Source organism: Ottowia sp. VDI28 (assembly GCF_049532675.1).
Lineage (GTDB): Bacteria > Pseudomonadota > Gammaproteobacteria > Burkholderiales > Burkholderiaceae_C > Ottowia.
The window spans coordinates 2,584,621-2,604,209 of sequence record NZ_CP149820.1; the positions used below are offsets into that span (position 1 = coordinate 2,584,621).

The window sequence follows — 19,589 nt, forward strand, 5'->3', positions numbered from 1 at the left end:
CTTCGGTTCTGGTTCTCTTACTCCCTCTCCCTCTGGGGGGTACGGCCATCCGGGAGGGCTGGGCGGGGCAGGCCATCCTGTGAGGGCTTTCACGGCGGCTAATTGAGGCAGTGCTTTTATTTGACCTTCTGCTCTTGATTGAAAGTCAAAGGCCGGGGTCGCCTCTCCCCGGCCTTGCCGCTCAGGCAGCCACTGCTTCCATTTGCGGTTCGAACTGAAAATCCCGATACCCATTGGCCGATGGCACGGCGCAGTACTCCCTGTATTTCAGGAAGCCGCCCGTGAACATCGTGAGGCCTTGTGGCTTGTCTTTCACGTTGGCGCCCACCCACCAGGTCTTGGCCTTGTTGATCAGCGAACGCTGGGCAATGCCCCTGACGATCTCCATCCAGGCGTCTTCGGCCTGCACTGTGGGCTCAATGGTGGCGAGGCCATTTTTCTTCAGGTGTGTGATCGCATCGGCAATCCAATCCACGTCATGCTCGCTGATGCGGATGATGTTGGCCAGCGCGGAAGGGCCGTTGGGACCGGTGGTCATGAAGAGGTTGGGGAAGCCCTCAAGCATCAGGCCGAAGGTGGAGCGCGGGCCGTCCTGCCACTTCTGGCGCACGGTGCGCCCGTCACGGCCAGTTACATCGAAGGCCATCATGGCACCTGTCAGGCCGTCGTAGCCGGTCGCCAGGATGAGGATGTCGAGTTCGGTCTCGCCCGACTCATTGCGCACGCCCTTTTCGGTGATTTCCACGATGGGGTCCGTGATGCAGTCCACCAGATGCACGTTGGGGAGGTTGTAGGTCTCGTAGTAGCTGGTGTCCAGGCAGGGGCGGCGCGCGAAGATCGGATACCCCTTGGGCTTGAGCGCCTCGGCGGTCTTGGGATCTTTCACGACTTCGCCGATCTTGCCGCGCACGAACTCGGCCACATGCTCGTTGGCCTCGGCGTTGACCATCAGGTCGGCGAAAGTGCCGAGCATGGACAGGCCGCCTTGCTTCCAGGCGTCTTCCAGCAGCACGCGGCGCTGGTTGGGCGTCACGCTGAAGAAAGCGCGCGTGGATTGCGGGCGCGAGCCGCCTACCGTGCTGGAGCGCGCGATCTCGCGGATACCAGCATAGTTGCGCTTGACCTCGTCTACATACTCGGGTGTGAGCGTCTCGTTGCGCATGGGCATGGTGAAGCTGGGCGTGCGTTGGAACACGAAGAGTTCACCGGCCTGCGGACCCACATCCTGCACCACCTGGATGCCGGTGGAACCCGTGCCGATCACACCCACGCGCTTGCCCGTGAAATCCACGGGCTCATGCGGCCAGCGCGCGGAATGCAGCAGGCGGCCCTTGAAACGCTTCACGCCGGGAATATCAGGCTCTTTCGGGATCGACAGCGGGCCCGTCGCCATGACGCAGTAGGGGGCCTCGTAGGTTTCGCCGCGGTCGGTTTTCACGACCCACAGTTGCCGGCTTTCGTCCCACGTCGCGCTGGTCACACGGGTGTTGAACTGGAAGTGCGGGCGCAGATCCAGCCGCTTGGCCACGAAGTCGATGTAGCGCAGTAACTCCGGCTGGGCAGCGAATTGCTCCGACCACGTCCACTCCTGCTCGATCTCAGGCGAAAAGGAGTAGCTGTAGTCAATGCTTGGCAGATCCACGCGCGCGCCGGGGTAACGGTTCCAGTACCACACCCCGCCCACATCGCCGCCCGCTTCGAAGGCCTGCAGCTGCAAACCCATTTCACGGAACTTGTAGACCGCGTACATGCCGCCGAAGCCTCCTCCGACGATGAGGATGTCGCGGCGCTGAGGGGAGGTGGAGGGGCTTTGCGGGGAAGACGAGGAAGGGGTGGACGCGAGCGCCATGTGTATCTCCTGAACTGTTGATGTACTTCGCCTCGAGGGGCTAGCTCAGGATGATGAAATGGCACTAGCCGGTCGGCAAGTAAAACGCGCTTATGTGCCCCAATATCACATACGTGGGTAAAGAGACAAAGGGATGAAACCGTGGGCGGTCAAGCCGCGATGGCTTTCACTGTATAGCTCTTGCCGCTGGCGATGACTTCCAGCAGCCGGTCGATATTGGGGTGGCTGCCGGGATGCTGGCGTGCGTCTTCCGTGTGCTCCGCGAACAGCTCCAGCCCTTCCTGCGCCGCGGCGGCATTGATGCTGCCATGTTTGGCCGCGAGCGCCGCGTACACGCTCAGGGATCCTGCTTTTCCGGGTTGATTGGGGATCTGGGCCACTACATGGCCTTTATCGTCGATCAGTTCAATCGCTGCCAGATGAGCGATGGATGGAAGTTGGCGCAGATTGTCGGCAAAAGCCATGGGAACTCCTGAAAGCAAATGGGAAAGGCCGCACCATACCTCAAGCGTGGTGGCGATCCCGGAAAGCAAAAAGAACGGTCGCCCGCCAACTGCCGGCAACACGAAAAAAGCGCACAATAAATTCGTGCAATCCCAAAAAGCCAAATAGGAAGCCTCCCATGCCTGTGCAGTTCACCCTCAACGGTAAGCCGACGTCTGTCGACGTCGATCCTTCAACTCCCATCCTCTGGACCCTGCGCGACACGCTCGGCATGACCGGCACCAAGTTCGGATGCGGCATGGCGCTCTGCGGCGCGTGCACCGTGCATCTGAATGGGCAAGCGATCCGCTCGTGCATCACCCCGGTTTCGGCAGCTGAGGGCCAGCAGATCAGCACCATCGAAGCGCAGGCCGCCGACAAGGTGGGCAAGGCTGTGGAAGCAGCCTGGGTCCGCCACGACGTGGCCCAATGCGGCTACTGCCAGAGCGGCCAGATCATGAGCGCCGCCGCGCTGCTCAAGAACAACCGCAAGCCGAGCGATGCGGATATCGATGCCGCCATGGCCGGCAACATCTGCCGTTGCGGCACCTACGCGCGCATTCGTGCGGCCATTCATGACGCCGCCAAGACGCTGGCCGCCTGAACGAGAGGGAGACCAATATGCATTTTCAAGCCTACCTTCCCGCTCATCCGTTTGATGATTCAGCCGATTTCCAGGGCACATCTGCAACCAACCCCGAGGGCTTTTCCAGGAGTACCGCGCCCATGGAGCGCCGCACATTTTTGAAGCTGGCCACGGCTTCCGGCTTTGCCTTGGGAGCGTTTCCCGCAGCCGTGCTGGCCCAGGACGGCGCTCAGGGGGCTGCCGCTGCGGGCGGTCTGAAACCCACGCAGCAGCCGGCCGCGTTCGTGAAAATCGATCGCGACGGCACGGTCACCATCACCATCAATCGCCTGGATTTCGGCCAAGGGGTGCAAACCGGTTTGCCCATGATCCTGGCTGAGGAACTGGATGCCGACTGGTCCAAGGTGCGCAGCACGCACGGCACCGCTGACCCTGCCTATGCCGACCCCGTGATGGGCTTCCATCTCACGGGCGGCTCCTCGGCAATCAAGAATTCCTACACGCAGTACCGCGAATTGGGCGCCCGTACCCGCGCCATGCTGGTGGCGGCAGCGGCCCAGCAGTGGGGTGTTCCGGCTGATTCGCTGCGTACGCAGGCGGGCCATGTGATCGGCCCTGGCGGCAAGAAGCTCGGCTACGGTGAACTCGCCGATGCGGCGATGAAGCTGCCGGTGCCGCAGCAGGTAGTGCTGAAGAACCCGAAGGATTTCCGCCTCATTGGCCATGCCACGGGGCGTATAGATGCGCAGGCCAAATCGAGCGGCGGGCAGTCCTACGGCATCGACACGAAGCTGCCAGGCATGCTCACGGCCGTGGTAGCGCATCCGCCCGTCTTCGGCAGCAAGATCCGCTCGGTGGACGATGGCCCGGCGAAGGCCGTGAAGGGGGTGCGTGCCGTGCTGCGAGTGCCTAGCGTGCATGGCGGCGAAGTCATCGCGGTGCTGGCTGAGGGTTACTGGGCCGCCAAGCAGGGGCGCGATGCGTTGAAGGTGGAATGGGATGCGTCGGCTGTTGGCAAGGTGGATTCCGCCCAGCAACTGGCCCAATACCGCGAACTTTCGAAGAAGACCGGGGCGCTCGCTTTCGACGCCGATGTGTCCAAGCTGGGCGCTGCGCCGCGCAAGATCAGCGCCGAGTATGTCTTTCCCTACCTCGCGCATACGCCCATGGAGCCGCTCAATTGCACCGTCCAACTCACGGGCTCGGGCGCTTCGGCCCGGGCTGAACTCTGGCTGGGCACGCAGGCTCCCGGATGGGAGGCCGCTGTCGCCTCGCGCATTCTGGGAGTGGCTCCGCAAAATGTGCGGGTCAATGTGCAGATGGCTGGCGGCGGTTTCGGACGCCGTGCCACACCAGCATGCGATTACGTGACCGAAGCCTGCCAGATCGTCAAGGCAGCGCACGCGGCAGGTATCGATGCACCTGTGCGCCAGATCTGGAGCCGCGAAGACGACGTGAAGGGTGGTTACTACCGTCCCATGCACGTGCATCGCGCGGAAATCGGGCTGGATGAGCAAGGCCAGGTGCTGGCCTGGGATCACGTCATCGTCGGCCAATCGATTGCCAAGGGCACGGCGTTCGAGGCGTTCATGATGAAGAAGGGGGTGGATAGCACCGCGGTCGAAGGCATGAAGGAGCCCTACGATCTGCCCATGCGCCTGTCCGTGCATCACCCGGAACTCAATGCGCCGGTGCTGTGGTGGCGCAGTGTGGGTTCCACCCACACGGCCTACGTGATGGAAACGCTCATCGACGAAATTGCCAAGGCCGCCAAGCAGGATCCGGTCGAATACCGCCTGCGCCAGTTCGGCAGCAAGCACCCGCGCCACAAGGCCGTGCTGGAGCTGGCGGTGGCGAAGTCCGGCTACGGCAAACGCAAACTCGCCGAGGGCCGCGCCTGGGGCGTGGCGGTGCACCAGTCCTTCAACTCCGTGGTGGCCTATGTGGTCGAAGCGTCTGTACAGGAAGGCAAGCCCAAGCTGCATGCTGTCACTGCGGGCGTGCATTGCAATCTGGCCGTGAATCCGCGCAGCGTGGAGGCCCAGGTGCAGGGCGGCGCGCTCATGGGGCTGGGCATGTGCCTCCCGGGTGCTGCCATCACGTTCAAGGACGGGGCAGTGGAGCAGAGCAACTTCCATGATTACAACGTCGCCCGCCTGCCCGACATGCCCGCGATTGCCGTGCACATCGTGCCCAGCGCCGATGCGCCCACCGGCATGGGCGAACCAGGCCTTCCGCCGCTCGCTCCCGCATTTGCCAATGCCATCGCGCAATTGACCGGCAAACCGCAGCGCGAGCTTCCGTTCAAGCTGGCTTGACGTACCCCCGGCGTCCAGCCGGTATTTGACACCTTCCCCCACGATGCCCAGGCGGCATTTGGCTCCCTCCCCTCCTGGGGGAGGGCTGGGGTGGGGGCTTCACAGCGGTAAAGCCCTTCACGGCTCTTTGTGCAGACCCGGGCAAGGAATTTTCTTTAAGCGTACAATTTTGTACGTTTAGAGAAGATTCCTATGCCACCCCGTCAACCTCGCGCCGATGCCCAAGCCAACCTCCAGCAGTTGCTGGACGCCGCGTTCGAGGTGTTCTCGGAGCACGGCGCCCAGGTGGCGCTGGATCTGGTCATAGAGCGCGCGGGTGTCAGCCGTGCCACGCTGTACCGCAACTTTGCCGACCGGCAAGCCCTCATGCGGGCCTTGCTGGTGCGCATGGTCGAGCAACTGCAGAGCGAGGCCGGAAGGCTCAGCCCCTTGGGGCCCGAGGCGCTGTTCCATTTCATGCCCTATTGGGCTCAAACCGTGGCCCGGACCACGCCGCTGCTTGACTTCTGGCGCACGCTCCCCGCCAAGGACCCCGCCTTGCTGGAGGCCCAGAAGCGGTTCCGCGTCATGCTCGGGCCATTGCTGGCCGAAGCCCAGCGGGCCAACCTGTGCCGTGCCGACCTGTCGGTCGAGGACCTGATCCTGGTCGGCGGCATGTTCGGAGCTGCCCGGCGTGGCCGTACCCGTGCCGAACAGCTTGCGCTGGGTAGGCGCGCATGGGAGCTTGTGGCCGACGGCTTGCGGCCGGCACCGATTTCCGAGGTGGCGGGAAAGGCCAAGCCATGAACGCACCGCGCTATGTCGTGCAGCCGCCCGCATGGGAGGAGCATGAACGCCCCACCATGCCGGGCTCGCCAGCCAAGCTGGCTCACTCCATGCCGCGGCGCGTGGCCTATTTCCTGGTCGCGCTCCTGATCGGCATCACGGGAGGCTTGGGCAACGGGCTCGTGGTGGCCAACCTGCAGGCCATTCAAGGGCAATTGGGATTGACGCCCGTCGAGGCCGCCTGGCTGCCGGCTGCGTATTACATGGTCAACATGACGGCGAATCTGCTGGTCTACAAGACCCGGCAGCAGTTTGGCCTGCGCGTGTTCGCTGAATGGGGCCTGGGGATTTATGCCGCGGTGACGGTGCTGCATCTGTTCATCCATACCTATGAGATGTCGCTGCTGGTGAGGGGGGTCAGCGGTATCGCGGCTGCGTCGGCTTCCTCGCTTGCCGTGCTGTACATGCTTCAGGCGTTTCCCCCTGCCAAGGTGCTCTCGGCCTTCATCGTCGGCATGAACCTGTCGTCCATCGCCGTGCCGCTGGCCTGGGTGCTGTCACCGTCCCTGGTGGATATTTCTCCCTGGCCTTCGCTGTATGCGTTCGAAGCCGGCCTGGCGTTGTGCAGCCTGGCGGCGGTGATCGTGCTCAAGCTGCCTTCAAGCGTGCAGATCCATGTGTTCGAATGGCTCGATTTCGTGACTTTCGCGTTGGTTACCCCGGCCATCGCGCTGCTGTGCGCCGTGCTTGTGCAGGGCGTGAATTCCTGGTGGTTCGATACGCCCTGGCTGGCCTGGGCGTTGGCGGCCTCCCTGGTGCTGTTCGCGGTGGCGGCGGTGCTGGAGTATTCGCGCACCACGCCGCTGCTGCACTTGCGCTGGCTGCTGCATCCCAGCACGCTGGCATTTGTGGCGGGCGCCATCCTGATGCGCTTCATGGTGGCGGAGCAGAGCTACGGTGTCGTGGGCCTGTTGCGGATGTTGGGCATGCAGCCCGCGCAACTGCAGCCGCTCTACGGGATCATCGCCATCGGGATGGTGCTGGGCACCATCACGGGGGCCCTCATTTTCAGTCCGCAGCGCGTGCTCTGGATGATCCTGGCCTCGATCGCCTTGATCGGCACGGGCGGCTACCTGGATTGGCATGCCACGAGCCAGGTGCGCCCGCATGATTTCTTTTTCAGCCAGTTTCTGATCTCATTTGCGGCCGCGCTGTTCATCGGGCCGATCATGATCTCCGGATTCATGCAGGTGCTCGCCAAGGGGCTGGATCACCTGATTACCTTTGTCGTGTTGTTTTCTGTCACCCAAAGCCTGGGCGGCATACTCGGTCCCGCCGTACTGGGGACATTCCAGGCGCAGCGCACGCAGCTCTACAGCCAGGCCATTCTTTCCCGAATGGAAGCCACCGATCCGCAGGTCGCCCAGCGCCTTTCAATTCAGCAGCAGGCTTTTGCCCGCACTGACACCGATCCCGCGCTGCGGGCCATCCAAGGCCGCACGCAGCTCATGCAGATCGTGCGGCGCGAGGCGGGCGTGCGCGCCTACAACGACGTATTCATGCTGATCGGCTTGCTGGCCTTCAGCTTCCTCGGCTACGCGATGCTGCGTTACGTCTATACCCGCTACCGCGAAGACGTACACCCGCGCATCACGGGCGCCGTGACCCAGAAACTCACTACAGAATCATGAACTCCCCAACTCCCGCTACGGCTCCATCTTCGGCCCAGCCTGCCGCAGCGCCTCCCAAACTGATCCGGCCATCCGCCAAGGCGGTCCTCTTTGCCATGCTGGTGGCGCTGGCCGGCGTGCTGGTGATCCTCTGGGCCTGGAAATTGCCTCCCTTTGATTCCAGCAAGGCCACGACGGACAATGCCTACGTTCGAGGGCAGATCACCGTACTGGCACCGCAAGTCAGCGGTTATGTGAGCGATGTGAAAGTCCGCGATTTCGATCACGTGGAGCGAGGCCAGGTGCTGCTCACCATCGATGACCGAATCTATCGCGACAAGGTGGCTCAGGCCCAGGCGCAACTCGACAATGCGCGTGCCCAGCTTGCCAACTCCGATCAAACCCAGGCGCAGAACCATGCCAACCTGGGTGCACGCCGCGCCAGCCTGGCCGCCGTGCGGGCGGAGGCGCGCCGTGCAAGCGCCGAACTGGAGCGCGTGGAGCAACTCGCCGCCAAGGGTTCGGTGTCCGTGCGCGAGCGTGATCAGGTGCGCGCCACAGCCGAGTTGGCGCAGGCCAACGTGCAGAAGGCGCAGGCCGATATCCACATCGGCGAACAAACAATCAAGTCCACCCATGTATCACGCGCCAGCCTGGAAGCGCAGGTCAAGGCGGCCGAGGCGCAGTTGGGCCTGGCGGAAATCGATTTGGCCAACACGGTGGTGCACGCCCCCCGGGACGGGCAAATCAGCGAAGCTTCGGTCCGTCTGGGCCAATATGTGACCGCAGGTACTCAACTTCTGTTTCTTGTGCCCAAGCAGCTTTGGGTGGTGGCGAACTTCAAGGAAACGCAGACGGCGCACATGCAGATCGGCCAACCTGCCACCTTCAAGGTGGACGCGCTGGAAGGCCAGGTCATTCACGGCCGTGTCGAGCAGATCTCTCCAGCCACCGGGTCGGAGTTCACCATCATCAAGACTGACAATGCCACCGGCAACTTCACGAAAATCGTGCAGCGCCTGCCTATCCGCATCAGCATCGATGAAAACCAGCCTCTTGCCGCGCGGTTGCGCCCTGGCATGTCGGTCGAGGTGAGCGTGGACACTGAGGCCCAACCAGGCCCGCCGGCGGCCAATGGAGGGAAATGAGCATGCGGGCGGCTATCACGATCGTGGCGGCAGCCACACTGCTGCTGAGCGCTTGCGCGCCGGCGCTGCGCACAATTCCTGCCGGCGCCCAGGTGCAGGCACCCTCCGCGTGGAGCGTCCAGGCCAGTTCCGCCACCATGCCGATGGCAGCACGCTGGTGGGAAGGTTTCGGCAATGCGGAACTGTCCCGCCATGTGGAAGCGGCGCTGGCATACAACGCCAATTTGCAGGTGGCAGGCGCTCGCGTGGCGGCGGCGCGTGCGCAATTGGCGCAGGCCGAAGGCGCGCTCCTGCCGGTCTTGAACGCGACTATGGTGGCCGACGCCAGCCATACCCTTACTGCGGCTGGCATTGGAACCAGCCGCATCATCGAGCCGCAGCTGCAGGCCAGCTGGGAGCCGGATCTCTGGGGACGCCTGTCCGACAAGAAGGGCGCGGTGGAGTGGCAACTGCGGGCCAGCCAGGCCGAGCGTGATGCCGTGGCCTTGAGCGTGGCGGCCTCCACTGCGCAGGCCTACATCGACCTGCTGGCGCGTGAAGCCCAGTTGATCCAGGCGCGCAAGACGGCGGATCTGCGGTTGCAATCCCTTGAACTGGTACGGGATCAGCAGGCGCATGGCTACATTTCCCGCCTGCAATTGACTCAGGCCGAGGCCGAGTACGAAAGTGTCCGCCAGCAGATTCCCGCCTTGCAGTTGGCAATCAGCCGCCAGCGCAATGCGCTTCAGCTTTTGACCGGCGAGCTGCCGTCCTCGGGCGCCGATCGCGATGCCGATGATGCTATTGGCGGGGCCGCGCTTGCCGGCCAGTTCAACGCGCTGACCTTGCCTGCGGTGCCGGGCATGCTGCCTTCCGAACTGTTGACCCGGCGCCCCGACCTGGCTCAGGCCGCAGCCCAACTGGCGGCCAGCGATGCCGCCTTGCGGGCGAGCAGGGCTGCTTTCCTGCCGTCGGTCCGGCTGAGCGCCAGCTTGGGCGGGCTCTATGCCAACGCGCTGCACTATGACCCGATCCGCATCTGGGACCTGGGAGGCAGCGTGCTCGCACCGCTATTCGATGGCCACCGGCTTGAGGCTGAATATGACGCCGCGACCGCCCAGCGCGACCAGGCGGCCTATGCCTACCGCGGCGCCGCGCTCAATGCCTTTACGGAAGTCGAAAACGCGCTGGTGGGTACGCTGCGCCTTCAGGAACAGCTGGATGGGGCGCAGCGCCGCAGCGAAGTCCTGACACGGTCGTTCGGTTATGCGCGCGATCGCTACGAGGCGGGTTACGCCTCCTATCTGGAGCAGTTGGACGCCCAGCGCAACCAGTTCCAGGCCGAGCTGGAGGTCATCAACCTGCGCCAGAGCCAGTTCCAGAACCTGATTGCCCTTTACAAGGCCCTGGGGGGCGGCTGGAGCGCGGCGTCAGCGCTCGAAGGGTGATTCTGCAGGCGCGCATACAAGCCGCCCGTGGCGAGCAGTTCCGCATGAGTGCCTTGCTCCACGATCTGCCCGCGCTCCATGACCACGATGCGGTCGGCGTGTTCGATGGTCGAGAGCCGGTGCGCGATCACCAGCGTGGTGCGCCCCGCCATCACACGAGCCATCGCCTGCTGCACCAGGCGTTCGCTTTCCGTATCCAGCGCTGAAGTGGCTTCATCGAGCAGCAGCACCGGGGCGTTCTTGTAGAGCGCCCGGGCAATGGCCAGCCGTTGCCGCTGGCCGCCGGACAACTCCGTGGCGTTGTGTCCCAAGACGGTGTCGATGCCGTTCGGCAGCGTGGCCACGTGTTCGGCCAGATTGGCGTCTGCCAGGCACGCCTGTACGCGGTCTCGGTCGATCTGCGTGGCACCCAGCGCCACGTTGGCCGCCACGCTTTCGTTGAGCATGGTGACGTCCTGGCTGACCAGGGCGAACTGTGCGCGAAGGGCTGCCAGCGGCCAGTCCGCGATCTCGGTGCCATCCAGCAGCACCTGTCCGGCGGCTGGGTGCACAAAGCGCGGCAGCAGATTCACCAGTGTGCTCTTGCCAGAGCCGGAGGGGCCCACCAGCGCCACCATTTCCCCGGCCTTTATCCGCAGGTTCACCCTGTTGAGGGCGGGCGCGGCATCGTCGCGGTAACGCACCTCCACGTCCCGAAGCTCGAGCTCGCCCTGGGCACGCGGGGGTACCGGAGCATCCTTGGCGGCGGCGTCGGGTTCCGGCAGCACGCTGTCCATCAGATCCAGGCCGCGCTCAAGCGCCGCCATGCCCCGCGTGATGGGGTTGACCACGTCGGCCAGCCGGCGTGTTGGCGCCACCAGCATGAGCATGGCCCCGATGAAGGCCACGAAGCCCCCCACGGTGACGGCGCGGCCGTCCGTACCCTGGCCTTGGGAAAGGGCAATGCCGATCATGGTCGAAAGCGCCACGGCGGCCACCATCTGTGTCAGGGGCGTCGTGGCGGCCGAGGCGCGTGTGGCCTTCAGGGCCAGATCGCGCAAGGTGCGGCTGAGCAGTTCGAATCGTTCCGATTGGGCTTCCTGGGCCCCATGAAGGCGCACCATGCGGTGGGCCAGCACGTTCTCTTCCACCACATAGGCCAATTCATCGGTCGCTACCTGGCTTTCGCGGGTGACCTTGTAGAGGCGCCGCGACATTACCTTGAGAATCCAGGCCACGCAGGGCACCAGCACCAGCACGATCAAGGTCAGAGACCAGTTCAGATAAAACAGGTAGGCCAGCAGGGCGATCACCGTGAAACTGTCGCGCGCGGCCGTGATCACGGCCTGCACCAGCTGCGAGGCTCCGTTCTGTACCTCGTAGACGATGGTGTTGGCGAGTTGGCTGGCCGATTGGCGGGAAAAAAGCGACAGATCGGCCGTGAGCAGGCGGTCGAACAGTTGGCGGCGCAGCACCAGCATGCCCTCGCCGGCAATGCGCGCCAGCGCGTACTGGCCCGCGAACTGTGTCAGCCCGCGAAGCAGAAACAGGCCGATGACCGTCACCGGCACGGTCCAGATTGGCAATTGCCCCTGTGTGAAGCCCTGGTCCAGCAGGGGCTGCAACAGGGCAGGAATGGCGGGTTCGGTAATGCCGGCGGCCACTGTGGAGAGGATGGCCAGCACCCACCCCGCGCGATATTTGCTGAAATAAGCCCAAAGGCGTCGAACGCGCTCCTTCATGGGGCGTAGGCTGGAGGGACTGGGCTGGGCGGCTGGAGAAGGCATGGTGGTGGAGTTTAGAGGGTGTTTCCCATGTCCTCGCGGGGCCGCTGCGTTTGAATTTTGGGGAACCTCCCCCTGTGCACTTGTGTCGTACGCGTGTCTTTTGCACGGATGCGCCCCTGTCCTACACAGTTTGTGACGAAGGGTCGCGCCGAGTGTGTAACATCCCATCTGTGCCTGGATTTGCCCAGTTCACCATTGCACCGCATGAAACCTGATTCCCGTGTCTGTCTTTCCCCTGGCTTGCGCCGCCGTGGCGTCGTAGCCGCTCTCGTGGCCACACCAGCCCTGCCAGCTCTGGCGCAATTTCGCGTCGAAGTCTCCGGTGTCGGCCTGACCCAGTTGCCTATCGCACTGGTGCCGTTTCGCGGCGAGGGCGCCTCACCGCAGAAAATCAGCGCCATCATCCGCGCCGATCTCGAACGCAGCGGCCGTTTCCGCGCAGTGGAGCCCGGCAGCGAGGCCATGGACGAAACCACGCGCCCCGATATGGGGGTGTGGCGCCAGCGCAGCGCGGATTCCCTGGCGGGCGGCAGTGTCACGCGCCTGCCTGACGGCCGCTTCGATGTGCGTTTCCGCCTCTGGGACGTGGTGCGCAACCAGGATCTTGGCGGTCTCGGCTATGTGGTGCCGCAGGCAGACCTGCGGCTGGCGGCGCACAAGATCGCCGACTACATCTACGAGAAGCTCACCGGCGAAAAGGGCGTGTTCTCTACCCGCCTGGCCTACGTCACGAAGGGCGGCAGCCGCTACACGCTCTGGGTGGCCGATTCGGATGGTGAAAACGCACAGGCCGCACTGGGCAGCCCCGAGCCGATCATTTCTCCCACATGGTCGCCCAATGGCACTCAACTGGCCTACGTATCGTTTGAATCCCGCAAGCCGGTGATCTACGTGCACGACGTGGCGACGGGCAAGCGCCGGCTGCTGGCCAACTTCCGCGGATCCAACAGCGCGCCGGCATGGTCGCCCGATGGCCGCAGCCTGGCAGTTACCCTCTCGCGCGATGGCGGCTCCCAGCTCTACCTGATCAGCGCCAGCGGCGGCGAGCCCAGGCGGCTCACGCAGTCGCAGAGTATCGATACCGAGCCGGTGTTTTCGCCCGACGGCAGCACTATTTATTTCGTGAGCGATCGGGGCGGCGCGCCGCAGATCTATCGCATGCCGGCCTCCGGTGGTTCCGCTCAGCGAATTACCTTCAGCGGCAATTACAGCGTGTCGCCGTCCATCAGCCCGGATGGCCGCTGGATGGCCTACATCTCCCGAAGTGGCGGCGCTTTCAAGCTCCAGGTCATGGAGTTGGCCTCGGGTAACGTGGCTGCGGTCACGGATACCACCGAAGACGAAAACCCCAGCTTCGCTCCCAACAGCAAGCTCATTGTCTATGCCACGCGGCAGGGCGGGCGCGATGCGCTCATGACCAGCACACTGGACGGCAAGATCAAGGCTCGTCTGGCGGGGCAGGGTGGAGATCTTCGCGAGCCCTCGTGGGGCCCGTTTCAGCGATAGTTTTTTCTCGGCGTATCTCGAAGGAGAATCATTCATGATCAAGCGTTATTTCATGCTGGCCGCCATTGCAGCGGCATTGGCTGGTTGCGGCACCAGTACCAAACTAGATCCTGCCATCCAGGATGGCTCCGCCACGTCCTCCACCGGCGCCGGGACAAGCGACGGTGCGCAAGGGCAGGGCGCGGGGCAAAGCTCCGTCGCTCCGGTGCAGGTTAACCCCGCCGACGGCGACAAGGCAGGGCCCGCAGGCATCGGCAAGGTCATTTACTTCGACTACGACAGCTTCTCCGTCAAGCCTGAATTTCAGTCGCTGGTAGACCAGCATGCGCGCTTCCTGCAGAGCAATCGTAGCCGCAGTGTGGTGCTTGAAGGCAATACCGACGAGCGCGGCAGCCGCGAGTACAACCTCGCGCTGGGCCAGAAACGTTCCGAAGCCGTGCGCCGCGCACTGACCCTGGTCGGCGCCAGCGATTCACAGATCGAAGCCGTGAGTTTCGGTGAGGAAAAGCCTGCAGCCGCCGGTTCCTCCGAAGATGCGTACGCGCAGAACCGCCGCGTCGAGCTGCGCTATCGTTAAGTTTTGAGAAGGTTCATGCCGATGCCCTATTTCCGTGCCACCGTGCTGGCGGCGGCCTGCTTGATGGCCCAAGGTGCCCAGGCGCAGCTCTTTGGTGACGATCAGGCCCGCCAGGCCATCCTGGAGTTGCGCCAGCGCCTGGATGCCACGGTGAATGCGCAGAACCGCCTGGTCGACGAAAACACGCAGCTGCGGCGTAGCATGCTCGATCTGCAACAGCAGCTCGAGACGCTTCGCGGCGACATGGCACGGTCACGCGGGCAGGACGAGCAGTTCGCGCGCGATCTGTCCGAATTGCAGAAGCGCCAGGCCAGTTCGCAGGATCTCGAGGAACGTTTGCGCAAGATCGAAAGCAGCGAGGCAGCGCGTGCGGCCTCTGCAGCCGCATCGGGCGCTTCGTCAGACGGCGGCACGGCGGGCGCCGCGCCCACCGGCGCAGGCGAGAAACAGGAATATGACGCCGCTCTGGCGGTTTTCCGCTCGGGTGATTTCACCGCTTCACAAACCGGCTTTGCCAACTTCATCAAGCGTTATCCGCGCAGCACGCTGGCGCCTTCTGCGCTGTTCTGGCTTGGCAATGCGCAATATGCCACGCGCAACTACAAGGAAGCCATCACCAACTTCCGCTCATTGCTGACAGCCGCACCCAATCACACACGGGCGGCAGAGGCCATGCTGTCCATTGCCAACTGCCAGATCGAGCTCAAGGACACGCGCGCGGCGCGGGCTACGCTGGAGTCGCTCACCAAGACCTACCCGCAATCCGAGGCGGCGCAGGCAGGGCGCGAGCGCCTGGCGAAGATGAAGTAATACGGCCTGCCTGGGCCTTCGATCAGAGAGGGTGGCAAACTGCCGCCCGACCGCGCTATAATCCTCAGTTCCCTTGCCGCATCCCATCTGACGCTGGGGCGGCTTTTTCAGGTTGCCGGGTGTTCATGAACCATTCATGAATCCGCCGGCGCCGTATTCATCCACAAGGAGTTTGAATGCGTCATTACGAGATCATTTTGTTGATCCATCCGGATCAGAGCGAACAGGTTCCGGCCATGCTGGAGCGCTACAAGGGCATGATCACCGCCGGCGGTGGTCAGGTTCATCGCGTGGAAGACTGGGGCCGCCGTCAACTGGCCTACCAGATCAACAAGCTGGCCAAGGCTCACTACCTGTGCGTCAACATCGAGGCCGATCAGGCCGTGATGAGCGAGCTGGAGCATGCTTTCCGCTTCAACGATGCCGTGCTGCGTCACCTGACCGTGCAGCGGCCCAAGGCAGAGACCGGCCCTTCGTCCATGATGAAGACGGTCGAGCGCGAAGAGGCACGCAAGGCTCAGCAGGCGGAAGCCAGCAACTAAGCCCAAGCCGGTAGGCAAGCCCCCATGGACACCCAGCGGGCGTGAACCGCACCGAACTCACGGCCTGTATCGCCGAATGCGGCGCTCTCAGGTACACACCAGCAGGATTGCCTGCACTGGATTTGCGGCTCGAACATGAGTCCAGTGTGGAAGAGGCTGGTGCCAAGAGGCAGGTGAAGGCGATGCTCAAAGCCCTCGCGGTTGGCGCGATGGCTGAGAGGCTAGGCAAGCAGGCAGTAGGGTCCCAATGGCGCTTTACCGGCTTTCTGGCAAGCCCCCGCAACGGCAAGTACGTCGTGCTCCATATCCAGGATTTTCAGCAAGATTTGTAAGGAGGCCCACATGGCCACGTTCAAGAAATTCAACAAGGACAAGCGCCCCAAGCGCAACACCCAGTCGCTGCTGTTCAAGCGCAAGCGTTTCTGCCGCTTCACCGTGGCTGGCGTCGAAGAAATCGACTACAAAGACGTTGACACCCTGCGCGACTTCATCGGCGAAAACGGCAAGATCATCCCCGCTCGTCTGACCGGCACGCGCGCTATCTATCAGCGCCAGCTCAACACCGCCATCAAGCGCGCGCGCTTCCTGGCGATGCTGCCCTACACCGACCAGCACCGCGTCTGAGGGAGAAAAGCACCATGCAAATCATTCTTCTCGACAAGATCGTCAACCTGGGCAACCTGGGTGAAATCGTCAAGGTCAAGGACGGCTACGCACGTAACTTCCTGATCCCTACCGGCCGTGCCCGCCGCGCGACCGAAGCCAACAAGGCTGAGTTCGAAGCCCGCCGTGCCGAGCTGGAAAAGCAAGCCGCTGACAAGCTGGCCGAAGCCAAGGCCCAAGGCGAGAAGCTCGCCGGCAAAACCATCAAGCTGACGCAGAAAGCCGGCGTTGACGGCCGTCTGTTCGGTTCCGTGACCAACCACGACATCGCCGACGAGCTGAAAAAGCAAGGCTTCGACGTGCACAAGTCGCAGGTTCGCATGCCCTCCGGCCCGATCAAGGTCGTGGGCGATTCCACCGTGGCCGTGTCTCTGCACACTGACGTGGTAGAAGAGATCACGGTGTCGGTGTACGGCGAAACGGCCTGATTACCAGCCAAGTGCTCGATCAGCCGCCAGCCCGTGAGGGCGGCGGCTTTTTTGTTTTTTGTGCACAGAGTTGTCCACAGGTGATGGGGCACTTTCCATCACTCTTTGCACTGCTCATGCACCGCTTGTCCCCAGGGTTGTCCAGTGACACCCAAGGCTGGCCAGCGTAGCATTCAGACTGCGCACTATCTCCCTGTTAACGCTCGCCGGGAAATTTTTTAGCCTCATGTCCTCAGTCTTCCCTCCCAGCTACCCAGATCTCGGCGACGATGCGCCACCAGACCGCCAGGTCGCGCAGCTGCGCATTCCTCCACACTCGATCGAGGCAGAGTCGAGCGTGCTTGGGGGCCTGTTGCTTGACAACAGTGCCTGGGACCGTATTGGCGATCTGCTGAGCGACTCTGATTTCTACCGCCATGAGCACAAGCTGGTCTTTGCGTCCTGCAGCAAGCTGATCAACGAAAGCAAGCCGGCAGACGTCATCACCGTATACGAAGAGCTGCAGCGCCTGGGCAAAGGCGATGAAATCGGCGGCCTGGCATACCTGAACTCGTTGGCTCAATACGTTCCCAGCGCTGCCAACATTCGCCGCTATGCTGAAATCGTGCGCGAGCGCTCGATTCTGCGCAAACTGGTCACCGCCAGCGACGAAATCGCCACCAACGCCTTCAACCCCCGTGGCCAGCCCGTGGCCAAGATCCTGGACGAGGCTGAATCCAAGATCTTCAAGATCGGTGAAGAAGGCTCCCGCATGAAGCAAGGCTTCCAGTCGATGGATTCGCTGGTGGTAGACCTGCTCGACCGTGTGCAGGAAATGGCTGATAACCCGGCTGACGTCACTGGCGTACCGACGGGCTTCTACGATCTCGACCGCATGACCTCAGGCCTGCAGGCGGGCGACATGGTCGTGTTGGCGGCCCGTCCTTCGATGGGCAAGACCGCTTTCGCCATCAACATCGCCGAGCACGTGGCGCTGAATGAGCAACTGCCGGTGGCGGTGTTCTCCATGGAAATGGGTGCCGCTCAATTGGCGGTGCGTATCGTCGGTTCCATCGGCCGCATCGACCAAGGCCACCTGCGTACAGGCAAGCTGACGGATGAAGAATGGCCCCGCCTGACGGAAGCCATTGAACGCCTGCGCACCATTTCCCTGCATATCGACGAAACGCCGGGTTTGACGCCCAGTGAACTCCGGGCCAACGCCAGGCGGCTGGCGCGTCAATGCGGCAAACTGGGCCTGATCGTGGTCGACTATTTGCAGCTGATGAGCGGCAGCGGTGGTGGTGAAGACAACCGTGCGACTGAATTGGGCGAGATTTCGCGGGGCTTGAAAATGCTGGCCAAGGAGCTGCAGTGCCCGGTGATTGCACTGTCCCAGCTCAACCGAAGCGTGGAGCAGCGCACCGACAAGCGCCCCATGATGAGCGATTTGCGTGAATCCGGCGCTATCGAACAGGATGCCGACATCATCATGTTCATCTACCGCGACGACTACTACAACAAGGAATCGCGCGATCCTGGTGTGGCCGAGATCATCATCGGCAAGCAGCGTAACGGCCCCACGGGTACGGTGCGGTTGGCCTTCATGAAGCAGCTCACGCGCTTCGAGAGCCTGGCGCCTGGCAGCCAGGAAGATTTCTAGAGACGATCTAGAGACGAGATAGGCGGCGGGCCTGGTGCAAAAAAACCGTCATACCGGCAAAAGCCAGTACCCAGCGGGGAGGCCTCGTCAACCACTGCCACTGGACTCCCGCTTGCGCGGAAATGACGGGGAAACCGAGCGATCTGTAGATAGATTGAGGAAGAGGCCTCTTAACCCTGGCGGCGACGGACGCGTGCCGCCGCGGCGCCCGCAAGCAGCAAGCCGGTAACTACCATGCCCCACTCAGACAGGGTAGGCACCGACGCCACGCCCTCAGGTGGCGGTGGACGTGTCGCTTCGAAGTTGGCGCTGACAGACGCAGCGCTGCCAGTGAGCAGAACGGTATCCGCGCCTGACACGAAATCACCATTCCAACCGCCTCTGCCAAAGCCGACTTCGACAGCACGCACGATAAGACCTTGCAACTCGGCGGCCTGTTTAGCAGCAGCGAATGTCATGGATTGGTTGTAAAACGGGCCACCTGACTTAAGCTGGATCACAGTACCACCAAGCACGTCGGCAGTTTGCCAAGCGGCGTCGGTCGCCGCATCGGTAACACCGTTGAGGCCGGAAGTCCAGACCAAGGTGGCGACATGGGTGTCTGTGCCGGGATTGAAAAGGAACAGACGCATCACCGGCGCGGGGTTGGCACTGGCTGAATCGCGCTTGTACTCGAACGACGCTGCGGTAATGCTGCTCAGGGGGCCGAAGCCAGTCAGGCCGGGCGGGTAATAAGCGACCCCACCTTTGCTGCTGGCGCCGCCGTTGGAGGCCAAACGCAGTGAGCCATTTCCATTTTGAGGGAAGTCTGCCGTAATGGCAGCGGTTCCGCTATCAAGCTGTTCGATCTGACCCCATTGATTATTGACGTCATCGCCTGTGTGATAGACGCCATCCCCTCCAGTCGACCAGTTGAACGTGGTTTCGGCGACCACCTGATCTGCATAGACCGTCGCAGCGTGAACCATGGGCGCTAACGCAAGTACACCTGCAGCCAGCGAGGCCTTCATTGAACCGATAACCAAACCCTTCTTCATGATTGCTCCTCTTCGAAAAAATTAACTACATCTTATGGTTACATTTGTGAGAATTGCAATCAATTTATGAGTGAAGAGATCTTTAAGCTAATTTAATTCATTTAACTTATTGATTTAATTGATATTTTTCTGGGTAAATTTGAAATTTTCCCAGCCAATTTCATGTTGTTTTGTTACAAAAATGGTGAGTAAAAAGGAATTCAGTAAAATTTTCAGTCCTCGGTTCAAGGCAGTCCAACCGGCTGCTAGATCAACCCCATCTGTTGAGATCCGTCCAAGTTCAAGTGTCAATTGAATGTGAAAATTTCACATTATTGTCAGTGGGCTAACGCGCGACAGCGTTCGGAGGACAGTGATGTCAGCTCGCCCATA

19 protein-coding genes are annotated in these 19,589 nt (G+C 62.5%); 15 read left to right on the forward strand and 4 right to left on the reverse strand.

Features of this window, described 5'->3' with window-relative positions; genetic code table 11:
- Positions 1-181 precede the first annotated feature (181 nt).
- On the reverse strand, positions 182-1,849 hold the full coding sequence (locus tag WJU18_RS12360; protein ID WP_423460343.1) for a flavin-containing monooxygenase: 1,668 nt from the start codon (positions 1,847-1,849) through the stop codon (positions 182-184).
- A 149-nt stretch (positions 1,850-1,998) separates the two neighbouring features.
- Positions 1,999-2,313: a DUF2322 family protein gene (locus WJU18_RS12365; RefSeq protein ID WP_423460344.1), complete on the reverse strand. Its 315-nt coding sequence runs from the start codon at positions 2,311-2,313 to the stop codon at positions 1,999-2,001.
- Between WJU18_RS12365 and WJU18_RS12370 the strand changes: the two genes are divergently transcribed.
- The 7 genes from WJU18_RS12370 (at position 2,312) to WJU18_RS12400 (ending at position 10,246) form a co-directional block, all read left to right on the forward strand.
- Positions 2,312-2,461, forward strand: coding sequence for a hypothetical protein (locus WJU18_RS12370; protein ID WP_423460345.1), 150 nt, complete (start codon positions 2,312-2,314; stop codon positions 2,459-2,461). The two genes, WJU18_RS12365 and WJU18_RS12370, sit on opposite strands and share 2 nt — an antisense overlap.
- A 10-nt stretch (positions 2,462-2,471) precedes the next feature.
- The gene (locus WJU18_RS12375) at positions 2,472-2,936 is read left to right on the forward strand and encodes a (2Fe-2S)-binding protein (RefSeq protein ID WP_423460346.1); all 465 of its coding nucleotides are present in this window, start codon (positions 2,472-2,474) and stop codon (positions 2,934-2,936) included.
- Between the two features lie 122 nt (positions 2,937-3,058).
- Positions 3,059-5,236 (forward strand): molybdopterin cofactor-binding domain-containing protein, encoded by a 2,178-nt coding sequence (locus WJU18_RS12380; protein WP_423460347.1) that lies wholly within the window; start codon positions 3,059-3,061, stop codon positions 5,234-5,236.
- Between the two features lie 192 nt (positions 5,237-5,428).
- Positions 5,429-6,022, forward strand: a complete 594-nt coding sequence (locus WJU18_RS12385; protein WP_423460348.1) for a TetR/AcrR family transcriptional regulator — start codon at positions 5,429-5,431, stop codon at positions 6,020-6,022.
- Positions 6,019-7,692 (forward strand): MFS transporter, encoded by a 1,674-nt coding sequence (locus WJU18_RS12390; RefSeq protein ID WP_423460349.1) that lies wholly within the window; start codon positions 6,019-6,021, stop codon positions 7,690-7,692. The genes WJU18_RS12385 and WJU18_RS12390 overlap by 4 nt, the downstream gene beginning before the upstream one ends.
- A complete protein-coding gene (locus WJU18_RS12395; protein ID WP_423460350.1) occupies positions 7,689-8,819 on the forward strand; it encodes an HlyD family secretion protein in 1,131 nt (376 codons plus the stop codon). Before WJU18_RS12390 ends, WJU18_RS12395 begins: the two co-directional genes overlap by 4 nt.
- 2 nt (positions 8,820-8,821) lie before the next feature.
- Positions 8,822-10,246, forward strand: a complete 1,425-nt coding sequence (locus WJU18_RS12400; protein ID WP_423460351.1) for an efflux transporter outer membrane subunit — start codon at positions 8,822-8,824, stop codon at positions 10,244-10,246.
- Here WJU18_RS12400 and msbA read toward each other — a convergent pair.
- Positions 10,195-12,012 carry a lipid A export permease/ATP-binding protein MsbA gene (msbA, locus tag WJU18_RS12405; RefSeq protein ID WP_423460352.1) on the reverse strand — a complete coding sequence of 606 codons (1,818 nt, stop codon included), beginning with the start codon at positions 12,010-12,012 and terminating at the stop codon, positions 10,195-10,197. The two genes, WJU18_RS12400 and msbA, sit on opposite strands and share 52 nt — an antisense overlap.
- A gap of 204 nt (positions 12,013-12,216) precedes the next feature.
- On the opposite strand from msbA, the gene tolB reads away from it, so the two are divergent.
- The 8 genes from tolB (at position 12,217) to dnaB (ending at position 18,180) form a co-directional block, all read left to right on the forward strand.
- Positions 12,217-13,518, forward strand: a complete 1,302-nt coding sequence (gene tolB, locus WJU18_RS12410) for a Tol-Pal system beta propeller repeat protein TolB (RefSeq protein ID WP_423460353.1) — start codon at positions 12,217-12,219, stop codon at positions 13,516-13,518.
- A 34-nt stretch (positions 13,519-13,552) separates the two neighbouring features.
- Positions 13,553-14,095 (forward strand): peptidoglycan-associated lipoprotein Pal, encoded by a 543-nt coding sequence (pal, locus tag WJU18_RS12415; protein WP_423460354.1) that lies wholly within the window; start codon positions 13,553-13,555, stop codon positions 14,093-14,095.
- Between the two features lie 15 nt (positions 14,096-14,110).
- A complete protein-coding gene (gene ybgF / locus WJU18_RS12420; RefSeq protein WP_423460355.1) occupies positions 14,111-14,905 on the forward strand; it encodes a tol-pal system protein YbgF in 795 nt (264 codons plus the stop codon).
- A gap of 176 nt (positions 14,906-15,081) precedes the next feature.
- Positions 15,082-15,447, forward strand: a complete 366-nt coding sequence (gene rpsF, locus WJU18_RS12425) for a 30S ribosomal protein S6 (protein ID WP_423460356.1) — start codon at positions 15,082-15,084, stop codon at positions 15,445-15,447.
- A gap of 41 nt (positions 15,448-15,488) precedes the next feature.
- Positions 15,489-15,779: a primosomal replication protein N gene (gene priB / locus WJU18_RS12430; RefSeq protein WP_423460357.1), complete on the forward strand. Its 291-nt coding sequence runs from the start codon at positions 15,489-15,491 to the stop codon at positions 15,777-15,779.
- A gap of 10 nt (positions 15,780-15,789) precedes the next feature.
- Positions 15,790-16,071, forward strand: coding sequence for a 30S ribosomal protein S18 (gene rpsR, locus WJU18_RS12435; RefSeq protein WP_423460358.1), 282 nt, complete (start codon positions 15,790-15,792; stop codon positions 16,069-16,071).
- 14 nt (positions 16,072-16,085) lie between these two features.
- Positions 16,086-16,538 (forward strand): 50S ribosomal protein L9, encoded by a 453-nt coding sequence (gene rplI / locus WJU18_RS12440; RefSeq protein WP_423460359.1) that lies wholly within the window; start codon positions 16,086-16,088, stop codon positions 16,536-16,538.
- Between the two features lie 226 nt (positions 16,539-16,764).
- On the forward strand, positions 16,765-18,180 hold the full coding sequence (gene dnaB, locus WJU18_RS12445; RefSeq protein WP_423460360.1) for a replicative DNA helicase: 1,416 nt from the start codon (positions 16,765-16,767) through the stop codon (positions 18,178-18,180).
- Positions 18,181-18,350: 170 nt separating this feature from the next.
- On the opposite strand, the gene WJU18_RS12450 is transcribed toward dnaB, so the two are convergent.
- On the reverse strand, positions 18,351-19,217 hold the full coding sequence (locus WJU18_RS12450; protein ID WP_423460361.1) for an IPTL-CTERM sorting domain-containing protein: 867 nt from the start codon (positions 19,215-19,217) through the stop codon (positions 18,351-18,353).
- Between the last annotated feature and the right edge of the window lie 372 nt (positions 19,218-19,589).